Genomic DNA, 17,050 nt, shown 5'->3' on the forward strand with positions numbered 1-17,050 from the left:
CAGGTCGCTTACTCGGCGGCCACGCAGGCGGCGTCCGCCGCGGCGGCGAGGCGGCGGATCGCCGGCAGGCCGTCGAGGAGGCCGGGTATCGGCCGGGACGAGGGGGGCGGATTGTGGGGCAGGGCGGCGAGGGCCGCGGCCATGCGGGCGGTGTCCTCGTCCTCCCCGGGCTCGATGACCCCGACGAGGCCGAGCCGGGCGGCGGCGCGGGCGCGGATCAGCTGCTCGCGCCGGGGCCGCACCCGCGGCAGGATCAGGCCTGGGCGGTCGAAGGACAGGATCTCGCAGAAGGTGTTGTAGCCGCCCATCGCCACCACGCCGGCGGCCCGGCGCATCAGCCGTTCCAGCCGCGCGTCGAAATCCAGGGAGGCGAGTCGCGGATGGGCGGCGATGCGGGCGCTGAGCGCCGCCTGCTCGGCGGCGGGGAAGAACGGGCCGAACACCACCAGCGCCCGGTGCTCCAGTCCTTGCGCCTCGTAGGCCCGCACCACCGCCTCGACCAGCTCGACCCCGTCGCCGCCCCCGCCCGGGGTGACGAGGAGGAACGGCTCCTCCGCCGTCGCGTCGGGCAAGGCGGCGTCGGGGGCGTCGCGGCGCAGGTAGCCGGTATAGGTCAGGCGCTCCGCGACGCCCCCCGGCAGCGCCAGCCCGTCGAGGGGAGCGTAGATCTCCTCCAGGCCGTAGACCCAGAGCGAATCGTAGAGGGGCAGCACGGCGAGGGCGCCCTTGCGCTCCCATTCGGGCGCCAGCAGCGCCGGATCGTCGAGGACGTCGCGCAGGCCGAGGACCAGCCGGCAGCCCCTGGCCTTGAGGCGGTGGAGCGCCGGCAGCACCTCGCCGTGGAAGCCCGCCGGCTCCTTGTCGACGAGGAACAGGTCGGGGGCGAAGCGCTCGGCGACGTGGCGGATCAGGGCGGCGCGGGTCGCCACCACCTCGTCGAGGCCGTGGCCGGGGCCGAGGCTCTGGTACTCGCCGCTGGCGAGCTTGGTCACCCCCGGCAGGCGCCGGCAGCTCACCCCGGGGGCGAACCGGAAGGCGTGGCTCACCGGCGAGCCGGACAGGATCACCACCCGCCGCTCCGGCGCCCCCGCCACCAGGGCATGCGCGATGGCCCGCGCCCGGCGCAGGTGGCCGAGCCCGAACGTATCGTGCGAGTAGATCAGCACCCGCTGCGGAGCGCCGCCGGGCACGGGGGACACGAACGTCATCCGGCGAACACTTCGGACCGGACGGACATTGCGGTCCGGGAAAACGACGCCCTTGAGGGCATTTCGGCCCACAGGACGATGGAGGCCCGTGCGGACACGGCGGGCCGGGTACGGCTCAACGGCATCGGCATCGGGTTGCAGACCTCCCGGGCGCGGGAGGCCAGAGTAGCGCATCCGCCCCCGGCCCGGCTACCCGCGCTCAGGCAGTTATGGCCAGGCTTGTGGCGGCGCGGCATCGCCGGGCAGGACGGGGGTGCTGCGCCCAGGTGGGCCGGTGCCGTCCCACGGCTCTCCTCCACTTGGGACGGCCCGCCAGCCGTCGCCGCGCGCCTCCAGGGGACCTGCTTCGACGAGGGTCGAGCGCCCGCGCATGCAGGTCGTCCAGGCTGAATGGCGCCAGGGGCAACAGATCCGTACCCGTCCAGGACAGCTCACCGGCTCCCGCGCGCGACGAGTCTTCGCGGTGGGGAACGCAGCCTCCCCCGAGACGGCGATGAGCCGGGACCACCGCCAGGTGCAAGGCCTGCAAGCCGTTAAGTCCGTACGCGCACAGGCGCAGGTCCCGGGCGGGCCCGAGGAGGCTGGACGTGCATCGCCACAGCGCCTCGCCGTGCTGAACTGGACGGAAGACGGATGCGCGGCGCGCGTGCCGGGGAGAGGACGCAGCGCCACTCGGCGATGAGCCCGGTCCGTTCTGCGGCACCGGCAAGGTCCGTTCGGCACGTCTCGCGCGGGTTTGATCGGCTTCTATCCCGGCGGCACCACATCGATCTGGATCCCGCTGTAATACGCGGCCAAGTTGGCGATGTCGGCATCCGACAGATCCTGCGCCGCCACCGACATCACCTCGTTCTTGCGGGTCCCATTGCGGAACTCCGTCAGCGCCTTGACGAGGTAGGGCTCGACCTGGCCGGCGAGGTTGGGGGCGTCGGGCAGCTTCGAGAGGCCGTCGAGGCCGTGGCAGGCCTGGCAACCCACCGCCTTGGCCCGGCCGGCCTTGGCGTCCCCGGCGGCGGCCGGAACGGTCGCGGCAAGCAGCAGCAGGAGGGCGAGGGAGCGGGTCATGGGCGTCTCCTGAGGGGGAGGGGCGGCCCGAGGACCGCCCCCTTGAACAAACGCTACTTCTCGTAGGAGATGCGGTAGATCGCGCCCGCCGTGTCGTCGGAGACCAGCAGCGAGCCGTCGGGCAGGGTCGCGACGTCGACCGGGCGGCCGAGATATTCGCCGCCCTCGGTCAGCCAGCCCTCGGCGAAGGGCTCGGGCTTGCCGGCGGTGCCGTCCTTGTTGACCGGCACGAACATCACCCGGGCACCGATCGGCGTGGTGCGGTTCCAGGAGCCGTGCTCGGCGGTGAAGATGCCGCCGCGGTACTTGTCCGGGAATTGCTTGCCCTTGTACACGATCATGCCGAGATCGGCGGCGTGGGGCGGCAGCTCCGCCTTCGGCGGCACGACGTCGGCCGGAACCTTGTCGTCCTTGTACTCGACCGTGCGGACGCCGCCGCCGCCATACCACGGGAAGCCGAAGTTCTGGCCCGGCTTGGTGATCTGGTTCAGCTCGCCCGGGGGCTGGTCGTCGCCCATGCCGTCGACCTGGTTGTCGGTGAACCACAGGGTCTTGTCGGGGGCGAAGTCCATGCCGACCGAGTTGCGGATGCCGGTGGCGTAGACCTCGCGGTTCTTGCCGTCGGCATCCATGCGGATGATGCCGCCGATCCCGGTCTTGGCGTAGAGGTCGGCCTTGTCCTTCGGCGGCACGTTGTAGGGCTGGCCGAGCGAGACGTAGAGCTTGCCGTCCGGCCCGATGCGGCAGATCCGGGCGGTGTGGTTGTAGCTCTCCTCGCCCGGCGGGATCAGCTCGCCCTGCTTGACCACGACGACCGCCGGGCCGTCCGTTCCCTCGTAGAAGAACTCGGCCGCCGGGAAGGCCAGCACCCGGTTCTGCTCGACGATGGTCAGGACGCCGTCGCGGGAGAAGCAGACGCCGTTCGGGATCTTGAAGTCGACGCCCGGCGCGTAGACCTTCACCTCGTCGGCGACCCGGTCCTTGTCGCGGTCGGTGACGGTGTAGACCTTGGACTTGCGGGTCCCGACGAAGACCACGCCGGCATTGGGGCCGACCGCCATGGCGCGGGCATCCGGCACCACGGCGTAGAGCTCGATCTTGAAGCCGTCCGGCACCTTGATCTTCTGCAGGGTGCGGTTGATCGCGTCGGCGCGCCGGCCGGTCTGCGGGATCGGCGGCGGCTCGGCGACGCCGGTCTGCTTGAAGCTGCCGAGCTTCTCCAGGTTGTCGACCTTGGCCTTGGTGTCGCCGGCGGTGGCGTCCTGCGCGAGGGCCGAGCCCGCGAAAGACACGCTCGCGGCGAGAGCCGCCATCAGGAAGGGCTTCATCGGGGTGTCCTCCGTGTCGGCCATTTCAGGCGTGGCCGAGCTTGTTGCTCGCCATGTATGCCGGCAGCTCTCACAGGCGGCAAGCAGAGCAGGACGCCTAGGCCGTTCACGCCGCCGTGATCAGCCGCGCAGGGCAGGAGGCAGTGTCCGGTCGAAGCCCGTCGCGGCCTCGTAGGCTGCCGCGATGGCGAGCAGATCGGCCTCCTGGTGGTTCGGGGCGATGAGCTGGAGTCCCATCGGCAGTCCGGCCGGGTTGAGGCCGACCGGCAGGCTGATCACCGGGCACCCGGACATCGTGCCCGGCACCACCACCTCCATCCAGCGGTGATAGGTGTCCATCGCGCGCCCGTTGATGCGGCGCGGCCAGGTCTCCCCGGCCTCGAACGGGAAGACCTGCGCGGCGGGCAGGGCCAGCACGTCGAAGCGCTCGAACAGCCCGCGCACGCACTGGTACCAGGCGGTGCGGGTGACGCTGGCGGCGTGCACGTCGAAGGCCGAGAGCCTTTGGCCCTGCTCGACCTCCCAGACGGCGTCCGGCTTCATCAGGGCGCGCTTGGCCGGGTCGCGCCAGTGGACCGAGAGGCTGGCGCCGGTGATCCACTGCCGGAGAATGATCCAGGCGCGCCAGATCGCCTCCGGATCGAAGGCAGGCAGCACCGGCTCGACCGCGGCGCCGTGGGTCGCGAACGCCTGGAGGCCGGCCTCGCAGAGGTCGAGAACGCCGGGCTCGAAGGGCAGGTGACCGCCGAAATCCCCGATCCAGCCGATGCGCAGGCCCTTCAGCTCCCGCGGCGGCGGGGCAGCGAAGCCCGCGGGATCCTGGCGGATCGCGTTCGGGGTGCGCGGGTCGTAGCCGGCCTGGACCGAGAGCAGCAGGCCGAGATCGGCGGTGCACCGCGCCATCGGCCCGACGACCCCGAGCTGGGGCAGGAAGACCTCGTCGGTGTGGCCCGGCACCCGGCCGGCGGCGGGGCGCAGGCCCAGCACGTTGTTCCAGGCGGCGGGGTTGCGCAGCGAGCCGCCATGGTCGCTGCCGTCGGCGAGCGGCACCATGCGCAGTGCGAGCGCCACCGCCGCCCCGCCGCTCGAGCCGCCGCCCGCCTTCGCGGGGTCATAGGCGTTGCGCGTCACGCCGAAGACCGGGTTGGTGCTGTGCGAGCCGAGGCCGAATTCCGGCACGTTGGTCTTGCCGATCAGGATCGCGCCGGCCTCCCTCAGCCGCGCGACGTGGAGCGCGTCGGTCGCCGGCACGGTGTCGCGGAACAGGGGAGAGCCCTGCGTGGTGCGGATCCCGGCGGTGGCCGAGAGGTCCTTCACCGCGTGAGGCAGGCCGTGGAGCGGCCCGCGCGGGCCGTTCGCCGCCAGATCCCGGTCGGCGGCCTCGGCCTCGGCGAGCAGCAGGTCGGGCTCGCGCAACGACACGATCGCGTTCACCACGGGGTTGTGGCGGGCGATCTGGTCGAGATGGGCCTGCATCACCTCCCGGGCCGAGACGGCCCGGTCGCGGATCGCCCGCGCGAGGTCGGTGGCGCGCATCGTCACGAGATCGGAGGAGGGGGGCATCGGGTCGTCCTGAAGCGGCGTCGCGGCAGCGGAGCACGGGGCAGCGGAGCACGGGGCAGCGGAGCACGGAGCCTTGGGGCTCGGCAAGCGCCGCGGATGCAGGGGCATCCGCCGCCTCGCGCACGGATCCCGGACGGCGGCGCCGGGTTGCCGGTTCGGGGACCCCACGGCGATCACCGTTGCGACGGGGGCTTATCCCCTCAATCGATCCCGAACATCCGCTCCAGGAAGTTCTTCTCCTCCCGCGCCGGACCGCCGCGCTGCGGCGCCGGCTGGCGCGCCGGCGGCTGGCCGCCGCCGACGAGGGTGTCGATCAGGCCGCCGAGCGTCTGCGGCTCGGCCGGGCCCGCCGCCGCGACGGCGGTGCCGCTGCTGCGGCGCCAGCGGGCCGCGCCCGGCAGGGGCACCGGCTTGTCGCCGCGCAGGGCTGCGGTCATCACGCGGTTCCAGATCTCGACCGGCAGGTTGCCGCCCGAGACCTTCTTGGTCGCCTCGCCGTCGTCGTTGCCGAGCCAGACGCCGGTGACGAGGGTGCCGGAGAACCCGACCGCCCAGGCATCGCGAAAGTCCTGGGTGGTGCCGGTCTTGCCGGCGAGGTCCCAGCCCGGGATGTCGCCCTTCTTCGCCGTGCCGGTGACGAAGACCTCGTGCAGCATGGCGTTCATCATGCCGACTGCGTTGGCGTCGATCACCCGGCCGAGGCCGCTGGGCGCACGCTTGTAGATGATGCGGCCGTCGACGGTCTTCACGCTGGCGATCACGTAGGGAATCACGCCCATGCCGCCATTGGCGAAGGCCGCGTAGGCGCCGACGAGCTCGAGCGGCGTGACCTCCGAGGTGCCGAGCGCGAGCGAGGCGTTGGCCTGGAGCGGCGACGTGATGCCGAGGCGCTGGGCCGTCTGCACCACCGCCTTCGGACCGACCTCCTGGCCGAGCCGCACCGCCACGGTGTTGAGCGAATGCGCGAGCGCGTCGCGCAAGGTGACCGGCCCGCTATAGCTGCGCGAGTAGTTCTCCGGGCTCCAGCCCTTGATGTTCACGGGTGAATCGTCCCGCACGGTGTCGGGGGTCAGGCCGCGCTCGACTGCCGCGAGGTAGACGAAGGGCTTGAAGGCCGAGCCGGGCTGGCGCTTGGCGGTGGTGGCGCGGTTGAACTGGCTCTGGGCGTAGTCGCGCCCGCCGATCAGGGCCCGGATCGCCCCGTCCGGCCGCATCGACACGACGGCGCCCTGAGCGACGTTGTAGCGCCCGCCCTTCTGGTTCAATTCGTCGACGAGGGCGCGCTCGGCCACCGCCTGGAGCGCCGGATCGACGGTGGTCTGCACCGCGACGTCGGTCTCGATCTTGCCGACGTAATCGTCGAGCACGTCCATCACGAGGTCGGCGACGTAGTTGGCCGAGCCGCCGCCCTTCGCCCGGGCGGGCTTCGCCGGCTGGGCGAGCGCCACCTGCACGTCGGCGGCCTTCGCGAAGCCCAGTTCCTGCATCGCCGCCAGCACCTGGGCGGCGCGGGCCTGCGCGGCGGCCAGGTTGCGGTTGGGCGCCAGCCGCGACGGCGCCTGGACGAGGCCGCCGAGCATCGCGGCTTCCGCCAGCGTCACCTCCTTGGCGGGCTTGGCGAAGTAGCGCTGCGCGGCCGCCTCGACGCCGTAGGCGCCGGCGCCGAAATAGACCCGGTTGAGGTAGAGTTCGAGGATCTCGTCCTTCGTGTATTTGTGCTCGAGCCAGAGCGCCAGGATCGCCTCCTGGATCTTGCGCGAGGCGGTGCGCTCCTGGGTCAGGAAGAGGTTCTTGGCGAGCTGCTGGGTCAGGGTCGAGCCGCCCTGGGCCACGCCGCGGCGGGTCAGGTTCTGGCCGATGGCCCGGGCGATGCCGATCGGGTCGATGCCCATATGGCCGTAGAAGCGCCGGTCCTCGATCGCCACGAAGGCCCGGGGCAGGTAGGGCGGCAATTCGCGGATGCTCACCGTGCGGCCGCCGGTCTCGCCGCGATTGGCGAGCAGCGAGCCGTCGGCGGCCAGGATCGCGATGTTGGGCGGGCGCTTCGGGACGGCGAGCTGGTCGATCGGCGGCAGCTGCGAGGCGTGGTAGGCGACGATGCCGGCCACCGCCACCAGGCCCCAGAGGCCGAGGATCATCGTGCCGTAGACGAGGCTCCCGAGGAACGAGCGCCGCCGGCGCCGCGGGGCCGCTGCGGCCGCGCGCCTCGGGGCTGCCTTCCCGGTTCCCTTGGACGTTCCTTTTGCCACGCCGCCCCCCGCCCGGTCCCCACGCGAGAGGCGCAGGTCGAGGGCTGCCGGGTCCGTGGGCCCCTCCGCCTCGAAGCGCGGCTCGACCCGGCCCTTGCGCTCGCGTCCCTTCGCCATCCTGCCGAGTTCCCCTTCGCCCCCGGACATGCCGGCCCGCGCGGGGCGTCGCCGGCCCACGCGAGGCGTCGCCGGCCCGCGCAGGACACTCAAGAGACGTTAATTGAGGCGGGTTTAAGGGCCGTTAACCGAAACTTTGTCGAAGGATCCTCGGGACTTAGCGCTGTGGCCGCCGGGCTGCGGCAAGCCGCGCCGGGAACGGCGCACCAGGGCGAGCGTTGCGGTGGCTCTATCAAGGAGCCGACATGCTGCACCTTCTGGTGGCCGACGGGAACGACCGGGCCGGCCGCGAGACGCATCTCTCGGTCTGCGACAAGACCTCGGCCGAGACCTATGCGGGCATCCTGCGCGCCCTGGCGCCGGACGCCCATTGCCATCTCGTCGCCCCCGCCGATGCGAATATGGTGCTGCCTCGCGCTCTTCCCGAATGCGATGCCCTGGTGCTGACCGGCTCGACCCTGCACGTGGAGGAGGGCGGGCCTGCGGTGACGCGGCAATGCGAGCTGATGCGGGCGGCGCTCGAGGCCGGCCTTCCGGTCTTCGGCTCGTGCTGGGGCGTGCAGGTGGCGGCCACGATCGCCGGGGGCCGGGCCGGCCGCAACCCGAAGGGCCCGGAATTCGGGCTCGCCCGCGCCATCAGCCGGACGCAAGCCGGAGCCGGGCACCCGCTCCTCGACGGCCGGCCGCCGGCCTGGGACGCGCCGGCCATCCACGACGACGCCGTGATCGAACCGCCGCCGGGCGCCCGCATCCTTGCCGGCAACGACCGCCTCGACGTCCAGGCGATCGAGATCCGCCTCGGCGAGGGGGTGTTCTGGGGCACGCAGTACCATCCCGAGCTCGACCTCGACGAGGTCGCGGCGATGCTGCGCCTGTCGGCCCAGGGCGTGGTGGAGGCGGGCCTGTGCCCGGACGCGCCTTCGCTTCAGGCCTACGCGGATTCCTTGCGCGACCTGCATCACGATCCGGAAGGACGCCCCGATCTCGCCTGGCGCCTCGGCGTCACCGCCGAGGTGCTGGTGCCGGAGCGGCGCCGGCGCGAGATCGGGAACTTCCTCGACCGTCTGGTGCGGCCGCGCGCCGCCCGCCGCTGAGGCGGATGAGGCCGCCCGCATGCAGGGCAGGAAGCGTGCGACCTCGGCCCCGAGAAGCCCGGCTTCTCGTGAATGAGGCTGTCGGCTGAGGTCCGGCAACCGGTTCAGCCGGCCCGAGGCCGGCAGGTCAGGTCGTCGGGGCGGAGGCGAGGCGGGGAGCCGGGCCGGGGCGCTCCTCGCCGACGAGGTGGAAGGCGGCCGGCCGGCGGAACAGGAACCGGGCCGGGCTGTGGCGCACCAGCCGCTCGATCCCGAGAGGCACGGCCACCGCCGCCACGGTGACGAGGAGCGAGACGAGGCCGACATCCGCGATGATCCCGCTCTTCACGAGGGCGGTGCGAAGCGCCGCCATCGGCAGGAAGAAGGCGAGGTAGATCACGATCGAGCGCTCGCCGCAGGCCCGGAGCAAGGCTGTGACGGGACCACCGGCCCGGGTCAGCAGGGCCGCCGTCGCCACGATGGCCAGCGCCCCGGCGGCGCCGAGCCCCAGGCTCAACCCCGGCAGGCCCGCCAGGGTCGGGTGCGAGGCCAGGCCGGTCGGCGTGAAGACCAGGACACCCTCGATCAGCGCCCAGGCGGCGAGGCCGGCGAGCGCGAGGCCGGCCCGCGCCCGCACCCAGTCGGCCAGGGCGAAGATGCGGGCCGCGAACAGGTATCCGGCGACGAAGTAGACGAAGCGGGCGCAGAACTCGTCGATCAGGGTCGAGCCGGTATGGATGGGTGCGAGCTGCAGCAGGGCGGCGCCGACCAGCAGCACCGGGCCGGGGACCCGGCGCAGCAGCTTCACGGCGACCGAGAACACCGCCAGCAGGTAGATGAACCACAGGGTCGAGTAGGGCTCGATCAACCCGTAGGCGAGATGGGCGAGGAACGCGCCGGGTCCCGCCCCGTCGGTGATCTGGCCGTACTTCACCGCCGATTGGAGCAGAAGCCACAGCAGGTAGAAATACGCGAAGTGGACGATGCGCCGGTCGGCGAAGAGCCGCCAGTCGCGGTCGATCACGCGGCCGACGAACAGGCCGGACAGGAGGAAGAAGTCCGGGATCCGGAACGGTTTGGCGAACTCCACCACGTGGTGCATGAAGCCTTCGGCCCCCATCGCCTCGCCGGTCCCGAGGGTGGAGTGCATCATCACCACCAGGATGATGCAGATCCCCTTGGCGACGTCGACCCAGGCGAGGCGGCCCGCTTCCGGCACGCCGCGCGGGCGCACCGGATCGTCCGGCCGGACCGAGAGGGCGGGTTCGGTGCTGGGGCGGGCGGACATCGGCGTCTCCACGGACAAGGCGCGAAGGCTCGCAGGGAGGCGTAAAGATCGCAGCCGGATCGGCCGATCGAATCGCGCGAGAACTCGCAACCGCGGATTCACCGTCTCGTCGACGATGTCGATGCCGTTACCGGACGCTCCGCCTCGCCTCACGCCGCGTCCGGGTCAGGCGCGTCGCGGTGTGGAAATCGTCCGGCTTGGTGCGCACCCAGGCGAGGAAGCGGGCGATCTCCGGCTCGGCCCGCAGGCTCTCGACGTCGCTGAGGCGACGCGCCAGTTCGGCCTCGCTGTGGCGGGCATGGATCGCCGAGTGGCAGATCTGGTGCAGTTGCACCGTTTCGCCATGGGTGCCGCCCTTCAGCTTCGGCGTCAGGTGATGCTTGCTCTGGCGGGCGCCGGGCGGGATCGGCCGCTCGCAGAGCGGGCAGATCGCCGGTTCGCTGGCATGGGTGCCATGGGTCGAGGGGTCGTCGTCGCGCCAGCGCCGCTCTCGGCGTCCCAAGGCCAGCTCCTGAATGGCGGGGAGAACCGTCCGTATCTGGGTCGCGGCGCCCGGGCGTTTCAAGGTCGCGGCCGGGATGCCGCAGCGCCGCCGCCGGCCTGCGATTGACAAACCTCGCGCCCCGCCGGACAGTCGCCCCGTGACCGAGGGGAGCCCCGCCGACGGGGGCTGAGATTGGACGAGCGTGCGTCCTGACCCTTGAACCTGATCCGGTTCGTACCGGCGGAGGGACGGGAACCTGCCATGACCGACGTGACCCGTGCGTCCTCGCGCCCCGAGGCCGGATCGTCTCCCCGGGAGAGATCCATGAACGCACCCATCCTCGCGAAAGATCTGCCGCACAGCGTCACCACGGGGCCCGTCGCCGGCTCGGTGAAGGCCTACGCCTCGCCCCAGGAGCGCCCCGACCTTCATGTGCCCTACCGGGAGATCGCGCTCTCCGATCCGCGCGAGGCCCCGGTGCGGGTCTACGACCCGTCGGGCCCCTATACGGAGGCCGATGCACGCATCGACCTCGCGGCCGGTCTGCCCGAGATCCGTAAGCGCTGGATCGCGGGCCGCGGCTACGCGGCAACCGCCCCCCGGGCGGTGAAGCCAGAGGATAACGGCTTCGCCAGCGCGGACAGGCTGGTGGCGCCGTGCCCGGCCGCCCGCACCGTGCGCCGGGGCGCCCCGGGCCAGAGGGTCACCCAGTACGAGTTCGCCCGCGCCGGGATCGTCACGGAGGAGATGATCTACGTCGCCCACCGGGAGAACCTGTGCCGCGAGGCGATGCTGGCGGGGGCCGCGGACAAGCTCGCCGACGGCGAGAGCTTCGGGGCGAGCATCCCGCCCTTCATCACGCCGGACTTCGTGCGCGACGAGGTGGCGCGCGGGCGGGCGATCATCCCGGCCAACATCAACCACACCGAACTCGAGCCGATGGCCATCGGCCGCAACTTCCTCGTCAAGATCAACGCCAATATCGGCAACTCGGCCGTGACCTCCTCGGCCGCCGAGGAGGTCGAGAAGATGGTGTGGGCGATCCGCTGGGGCGCCGACACGGTCATGGACCTCTCGACGGGGCGCAACATCCACAACATCCGTGGCTGGATCCTGCGCAATGCGCCGGTGCCGATCGGGACGGTGCCGATCTACCAGGCGCTGGAGAAGGTCGGTGGCGATCCCCTCAAGCTCGATTGGGAGGTGTTTCGCGATACGCTGATCGAGCAGGCCGAGCAGGGGGTGGATTACTTCACCATCCATGCCGGCGTGCGCCTCGCCCACGTGCCGCTCACCGCCCGGCGCGTCACCGGCATTGTCTCGCGCGGCGGCTCGATCATGGCGCGCTGGTGCCTCGCCGGGCACCGGGAATCGTTCCTCTACGAGCGGTTCGAGGAGATCTGCGACATCTGCCGGGCCTACGACGTGTCGTTCTCCCTCGGCGACGGCCTGCGCCCGGGCTCGATCGCGGACGCCAACGACGCGGCGCAGTTCGCCGAGCTGGAGACCTTGGGGGAACTCACCGAGGTCGCCCATGCCAAGGGCTGCCAGGTGATGATCGAGGGCCCCGGCCACGTGCCGATGCACAAGATCAAGGTCAACATGGAGAAGCAGCTCGCCGAGTGCGGCGAGGCGCCGTTCTACACGCTCGGCCCGCTCACCACCGACGTGGCGCCGGGCTACGACCACATCACCTCCGGCATCGGCGCGGCGATGATCGGCTGGTTCGGCACCGCGATGCTCTGCTACGTCACCCCGAAGGAGCATCTCGGCCTGCCGAACCGCGACGACGTGAAGACCGGCGTCATCACCTACAAGATCGCCGCCCATGCCGCCGACCTCGCCAAGGGCCACCCGGCCGCCCAATTGCGCGACGACGCCCTGTCGCGGGCCCGGTTCGACTTCCGCTGGGAGGACCAGTTCAACCTCTCCCTCGATCCGGACACGGCGCGGGCCTATCACGACGAGACCCTGCCGAAGGACGCCCACAAGGTCGCGCATTTCTGCTCGATGTGCGGGCCGAAATTCTGCTCGATGAAGATCACCCAGGACCTGCGCGCCGACGTGCTGGCCATGGCGGCGGCGAGCGCCGTGGTCGGCGAGGCCACACCCTTGAGCGAAGCGGAGCGGGCGGCCGGCATGGCCCAAAAATCGGCGGAATTCATGACGCAGGGCGGGGACCTCTACGTCGCACCCGGCGAATAGGAACCCACCGCCATGCCGATGCAGGCCCAAGCGGCCCCGCCGGGGCCTGCCCCGTCTCCGCCTGGACGCGCGCGTCCGGGCTCGATCATGCGCCGTCTGGTCGTCTTCGCCCTCGGTCTGGCGGTGCCGATCCTGATCTTCGGCGGCGTGGTGCTGTGGCAATTCGCCGGCGCGGCGCGGGACCGCCTCGAGGCGGAGGCCCTGGGCCGCGCCCGCATGGAGGCGGCGGCGGTCGACCGCGAGGTGGCGAGCCTCGTCGCCACCCTCGAGGCCCTGAGCCTCTCCAACGCGCTCCAGCGCGGCGACGTGACGGCGTTCCGCGAGCAGATGCAGGAGCTGCTCCGCCGCAGCGGCCTGCCGGCGACCCTGCGCGACGCCGACGGGCGGCGCCTGATCGACCTCGGCGCCGAACCGATGGCGGAACGCCTCGACGCGGCCGATGCGAGCGCGCTCAACGGCCGCCCTGCGGTCTCGGGCGTGGTCGACGGACGGTTCCGGGTGACGGTGCCGGTGATGCGCCGCGGCGGCGACGCGGTGCTCTACCTCCTGTCCTTCTCCCTGCCGACGGACCGGATCCGCGACGTGCTGGCCTCCGGCGGCGTGCCGAAGGCCTGGGTGCTGAGCGTCATCGACCGCGACCAGCGGATCCTGACCCGCACCCGGGCGCCGGAGCGCTTCACCGGCGTGCAGGCCCCCGACGATCTGCGCCGAGCCACCGGGCCGGAGGGGAGCTGGCGCGGCGCCTCGATGGAGGGCGACCCGTTCTTCGTCGCCTATGCGCGGGCCGGGGTACCGGATTGGCGCGTCGCCGTCGGAGTGCCGGAGGAGGCGCTGGCGGCCCCGGTGCGGGCCTCCCTCGTCTGGTTCGCCGCGCTCGGCGGCATGCTGGCCGCCATCGCGGCGGTTCTGGCGCTGGCCTTCGCCCGCGGCATCGCGGCGCCGCTCCGGGCCCTGCGCGATCAGGCGGTGGCCCTCGGCTCCGGCCGCGCGGCCCCCGTCCTCGCCGGGGTGCCGGCGGAGGTCGCCGCGGTGAGCGCCGAGATCGCGAGCGCTGCCCAGCGCCAGCGCGAGCGCGCGGCCGAGCGCGCGCGGGCCGCCGCGGCCCTGCGCGCCGAGACCCAGCGCCTGGAGGTGATGAACCGCCTCGGCACGGCGCTCGCGAGCGAGCTCGACCGCCAGCGCCTCGGCGACACGGTGGTGGAGGCCGCGACCCACCTGACCGGCGCGGCCTACGGCGCCCTGTTCGAGCGGGTGCCGGAGAGCCCGGACGGTCCCGAGCATTGGCGGCTCCTCAGCCTCACCGGCGCGCCGCGGGAGGCCTTCACCCGCTTCGGCCTGCCCCGGGTGACGACCCTGTTCAGCCACACCTTCGCCGCCCGCGGGGTGGTGCTGAGCGAGGACGTGACGGCGGATCCGCGCTACGGCAGCCATGGCGGCATGCCGCAGGGCCACCTGCCGGTGCGCAGCTACCTCGCGGTGCCGGTGGTCTCGGGCGACGGCGTCATCCTCGGCGCTCTGCTGTTCGGCCATCCCGAGCCGCACCGCTTCGGCACCCGCGAAGCGGCGCTGATCGAGGGCCTGGCCGGACAGGCCGCGGTCGCGATGGACAATGCCCGGCTGTTCGCCTCGGTGCGGCGCGAGCAGGACCGTTTCGCCGCCGCCGTCCAGGCGGTGCGCGGCGTGCTCTGGACCAACGACGCCGCAGGCCGCATGGCCGGCGACCAGCCGGCCTGGGCGGCGCTCACCGGGCAGACGCAGGAGCAATATGCCGGCTACGGCTGGGCCGAGGCGGTGCATCCGGAAGACCGCGCCGCCAGCGTCGAGAGCTGGAACGCGGCGGTCGCCGAGCGCCGGCGCTACACCCACGAGCACCGGGTGCGCCGCCACGACGGGGTGTTTCGCACCTTCGCGATCCAGGCGGTGCCGGTGCTCGACCCCGACGGCTCGATCCGCGAATGGGTCGGCGTGCATTCGGACATCTCCGAGCAGCGCGCCGCCGAGACCGCGCTCCGGGAATCGAACGAGGAGATCCAGCGCTACGCCTACATCGTTAGCCACGATCTGCGGGCGCCGCTCGTCAACATCATGGGCTTCACCAGCGAGATCGAGGCGAGCCAGGACGACATCCGGGCCGCCCTGGCGGGCCGCCCGGAGGCGGGGCGGATCGACGCCGACCTCAGCGAATCGGTGAGCTTCATCAAGGCCGCGATCACCAAGATGGACGGCCTGATCAACGCCATCCTGAAGCTGTCGCGGGAGGGGCGGCGCAACTTCCAGCCCGAGCCCCTGGCGATGACCGCCCTGGTCCAGGGCCTCGCCGACGCGCAGCGCCACCAGACGGACGCCGCGGACGCGGTCATCGCCATCGGCGATCTGCCGGGGATCACCGCCGACCGGCTCGCCGTGGAGCAGATCTTCGGCAACCTGATCGACAACGCGATCAAGTACCTGGCCAAGGACCGGCCGGGCCGGATCGCGGTCACCGGGTCGGTCTCGGACGGGCTCGCGGTGTTCCGGGTCGCCGATAACGGCCGCGGCATCGATGCCCGCGACCATGCCCGGGTGTTCGAGCTCTTCCGTCGCTCCGGCGCCCAGGACCGGCCGGGGGAGGGGATCGGGCTCGCCCATGTCCGGACCCTGGTGCGGGCGCTCGGGGGGCGGATCGACCTGTCCTCGGAGATCGGGGCCGGCACCACCTTCAGCGTGACGCTGCCGCTGCGCCAGGGGTGAGTTGGACTCGGCGGGGTGCAACGCCAGGTTAACCGGGTCTCGGCGTTTTCTACGCCAGCCGCGTGTCCAAGCCCGCGGTAAATGGTCTAGAGAGTATGACGGGAGCATGTCTCCCTGGGACGACCGCTTTCGGCGCGGTGTCGTGAGCAAGGGACAGGCGTCCCGGCGCAGCCGGGTTTTCGCCACGGGGAGTCGTCAGGTGCCGGCCGTACACATCGTGATGATCGAGGATGACGAGGGCCATGCCCGGCTGATCGAGCGGAACATCCGCCGCGCAGGCGTCAACAACGTCATCGAGTCGTTCCGGGACGGAACCTCCGCGCTCGCCGCGCTGTTCGGGCCCGACGGCAGCGGCGAGATCAATGCCGGCCGGCCGCTCCTCATCCTCCTCGACCTCAACCTGCCGGACATGACCGGCATCGACATCCTGCAGAAGGTGAAGTCGAACCCGCATCTGCGCCGCTCGCCGGTGGTCATCCTGACCACCACCGACGACCAGCGCGAGATCCAGCGCTGCTACGACCTCGGCTGCAACGTCTACATCACAAAGCCGGTGAACTACGAGGGCTTCGCCAACGCGATCCGCCAGCTCGGCCTGTTCTTCTCGGTGATGCAGGTCCCGGAGAGCGCCTGATCGTGACCGAACCGGTCCGCCTGCTCTACATCGACGACGATCCCGGACTGGCGCGGCTGGTCGCCCGCACACTGGCGGGCCGCGGCTGCGAGGTGGTGCACGCCCCCGACGGCGAGGCGGGCTTGGCGCTGATCGCGGCGGAGCGGTTCGACGTGGTCGCCCTCGACCACCACATGCCGCTGGAGACGGGCCTCGACATCCTGCCGCGCATCCGCGCCCTCGCCGAGGCGCCGCCGGTGATCTACGTCACCGGCTCGGAAGACAGCCGCGTCGCCGTGGCGGCGCTGAAGGCCGGCGCCGTCGACTACGTCTGGAAGGATCTTCAGGGCCACTTCCGGGAGCTGCTGGCCGAGGCGGTGGCGACCGCCGTGCTCCAGGACCGCACGCGGCGCGAGAAGGAGCGGGCCGAGGCCGAGGTGCGCGAGGCCCGCGACCGGGCCGAGCTGCTCCTGCGCGAGGTCAACCACCGGGTCGCCAACAGCCTCGCCCTGGTGGCGGCCCTGGTGCGGATGCAGGCCAACGCCGTCACCGACGCCTCCGCCCGCGCGGCGCTCGAAGAGACCCAGACCCGCATCACCGCGATCGCCGGCATCCACCGGCGGCTCTACACCTCCGACGACGTGCGGGTGGTGGCGGTCGACGCCTATCTGGCGACCCTGGTGGAGGATCTCGACGGGGCGATGAACGCCACCGGCCAGCGCCACCGCATCCTCCTCGACGCGGCCCCGGTCGAGGTGGCGACCGACAAGGCGGTCTCCCTCGGCGTGATCGTGACCGAGCTGGTCACCAACGCCTACAAATACGCCTATCCGGAGGGCGCGACCGGCGAGATCCGCATCACGGCCCGCCGCGACGGCGACACCCTGCGCCTCACCGTGGCGGATGACGGCGTCGGCTGGCAGGGCGCCGGCACCCCGCGCGGCACCGGGCTCGGCTCGCGCATCGTGCGCGCCATGGCGTCGAACCTGCGCGCGCAGATCGCTTACGCGCAAGCCGAGAAGGGCACGGCGGCAAGCATCGACATCGCGCTCTGACGGGCCGCGGCGGCCTCGGGAGGCGGCCGTTCCGGGGCGGTCGTTTCGCGACGCGCCACTTAACCCCCCCGC

The 17,050-nt window shown here is 72.2% G+C and carries 12 protein-coding genes and 1 riboswitch; of the genes, 5 read left to right on the forward strand and 7 right to left on the reverse strand.

What is annotated here, in order from left to right; genetic code table 11:
* Positions 1 to 8 precede the first annotated feature (8 nt).
* The 5 genes from DA075_RS26275 to DA075_RS26295 all read right to left on the reverse strand — a co-directional run bounded on the left by DA075_RS26275 (position 9) and on the right by DA075_RS26295 (position 7,530).
* On the reverse strand, positions 9 to 1,199 hold the full coding sequence (locus DA075_RS26275; RefSeq protein ID WP_232386730.1) for a glycosyltransferase family protein: 1,191 nt from the start codon (positions 1,197 to 1,199) through the stop codon (positions 9 to 11).
* A gap of 756 nt (positions 1,200 to 1,955) precedes the next feature.
* Positions 1,956 to 2,273, reverse strand: coding sequence for a c-type cytochrome (locus tag DA075_RS26280; RefSeq protein WP_099955735.1), 318 nt, complete (start codon positions 2,271 to 2,273; stop codon positions 1,956 to 1,958).
* Positions 2,274 to 2,326: 53 nt separating this feature from the next.
* The gene (locus tag DA075_RS26285; RefSeq protein ID WP_099956817.1) at positions 2,327 to 3,601 is read right to left on the reverse strand and encodes a PQQ-dependent sugar dehydrogenase; all 1,275 of its coding nucleotides are present in this window, start codon (positions 3,599 to 3,601) and stop codon (positions 2,327 to 2,329) included.
* Between the two features lie 120 nt (positions 3,602 to 3,721).
* Positions 3,722 to 5,164: an amidase gene (locus DA075_RS26290; RefSeq protein ID WP_099955736.1), complete on the reverse strand. Its 1,443-nt coding sequence runs from the start codon at positions 5,162 to 5,164 to the stop codon at positions 3,722 to 3,724.
* 200 nt (positions 5,165 to 5,364) lie between these two features.
* Positions 5,365 to 7,530, reverse strand: coding sequence for a transglycosylase domain-containing protein (locus DA075_RS26295; RefSeq protein ID WP_099955737.1), 2,166 nt, complete (start codon positions 7,528 to 7,530; stop codon positions 5,365 to 5,367).
* A gap of 245 nt (positions 7,531 to 7,775) precedes the next feature.
* Here DA075_RS26295 and DA075_RS26300 point away from each other — a divergent pair, with 245 nt between their 5' ends.
* Positions 7,776 to 8,624: a type 1 glutamine amidotransferase gene (locus DA075_RS26300; protein ID WP_099955738.1), complete on the forward strand. Its 849-nt coding sequence runs from the start codon at positions 7,776 to 7,778 to the stop codon at positions 8,622 to 8,624.
* Positions 8,625 to 8,751: 127 nt separating this feature from the next.
* Here DA075_RS26300 and DA075_RS26305 read toward each other — a convergent pair whose 3' ends face one another.
* Positions 8,752 to 9,891, reverse strand: a complete 1,140-nt coding sequence (locus DA075_RS26305; protein ID WP_099955739.1) for an acyltransferase family protein — start codon at positions 9,889 to 9,891, stop codon at positions 8,752 to 8,754.
* Between the two features lie 127 nt (positions 9,892 to 10,018).
* Positions 10,019 to 10,393 carry a restriction endonuclease gene (locus DA075_RS26310; protein WP_099955740.1) on the reverse strand — a complete coding sequence of 125 codons (375 nt, stop codon included), beginning with the start codon at positions 10,391 to 10,393 and terminating at the stop codon, positions 10,019 to 10,021.
* A gap of 136 nt (positions 10,394 to 10,529) precedes the next feature.
* Positions 10,530 to 10,641, forward strand: a riboswitch (TPP riboswitch).
* Positions 10,642 to 10,699: 58 nt separating this feature from the next.
* Here DA075_RS26310 and thiC point away from each other — a divergent pair.
* The 4 genes from thiC to DA075_RS26330 all read left to right on the forward strand — a co-directional run bounded on the left by thiC (position 10,700) and on the right by DA075_RS26330 (position 16,978).
* The gene (gene thiC, locus DA075_RS26315; RefSeq protein ID WP_099955741.1) at positions 10,700 to 12,580 is read left to right on the forward strand and encodes a phosphomethylpyrimidine synthase ThiC; all 1,881 of its coding nucleotides are present in this window, start codon (positions 10,700 to 10,702) and stop codon (positions 12,578 to 12,580) included.
* A 1,134-nt stretch (positions 12,581 to 13,714) separates the two neighbouring features.
* A complete protein-coding gene (locus DA075_RS38240; protein ID WP_099956818.1) occupies positions 13,715 to 15,310 on the forward strand; it encodes an ATP-binding protein in 1,596 nt (531 codons plus the stop codon).
* Between the two features lie 220 nt (positions 15,311 to 15,530).
* Entirely contained in the window at positions 15,531 to 15,944 is a 414-nt protein-coding gene (locus DA075_RS26325; RefSeq protein ID WP_064503883.1) for a response regulator, read from the forward strand.
* Positions 15,944 to 16,978 (forward strand): sensor histidine kinase, encoded by a 1,035-nt coding sequence (locus DA075_RS26330; protein ID WP_210207066.1) that lies wholly within the window; start codon positions 15,944 to 15,946, stop codon positions 16,976 to 16,978. The genes DA075_RS26325 and DA075_RS26330 overlap by 1 nt, the downstream gene beginning before the upstream one ends.
* Positions 16,979 to 17,050: the final 72 nt, after the last annotated feature.

It is taken from the genome of Methylobacterium currus (assembly GCF_003058325.1).
GTDB classification, from domain to species: Bacteria; Pseudomonadota; Alphaproteobacteria; order Rhizobiales; family Beijerinckiaceae; genus Methylobacterium; species Methylobacterium currus.

Coding starts and splice junctions, on each gene's coding strand:
- DA075_RS26285 (WP_099956817.1), bottom strand. CDS start 3,601: ATGAAGCCCTTCCTGATGGCGGCTCTCGCCGCGAGCGTGTCTTTCGCG.
- DA075_RS26305 (WP_099955739.1), bottom strand. CDS start 9,891: ATGTCCGCCCGCCCCAGCACCGAACCCGCCCTCTCGGTCCGGCCGGAC.
- thiC (WP_099955741.1), top strand. CDS start 10,700: ATGAACGCACCCATCCTCGCGAAAGATCTGCCGCACAGCGTCACCACG.
- DA075_RS26325 (WP_064503883.1), top strand. CDS start 15,531: ATGATCGAGGATGACGAGGGCCATGCCCGGCTGATCGAGCGGAACATC.
- DA075_RS38240 (WP_099956818.1), top strand. CDS start 13,715: ATGAACCGCCTCGGCACGGCGCTCGCGAGCGAGCTCGACCGCCAGCGC.
- DA075_RS26295 (WP_099955737.1), bottom strand. CDS start 7,530: ATGGCGAAGGGACGCGAGCGCAAGGGCCGGGTCGAGCCGCGCTTCGAG.
- DA075_RS26300 (WP_099955738.1), top strand. CDS start 7,776: ATGCTGCACCTTCTGGTGGCCGACGGGAACGACCGGGCCGGCCGCGAG.
- DA075_RS26280 (WP_099955735.1), bottom strand. CDS start 2,273: ATGACCCGCTCCCTCGCCCTCCTGCTGCTGCTTGCCGCGACCGTTCCG.
- DA075_RS26290 (WP_099955736.1), bottom strand. CDS start 5,164: ATGCCCCCCTCCTCCGATCTCGTGACGATGCGCGCCACCGACCTCGCG.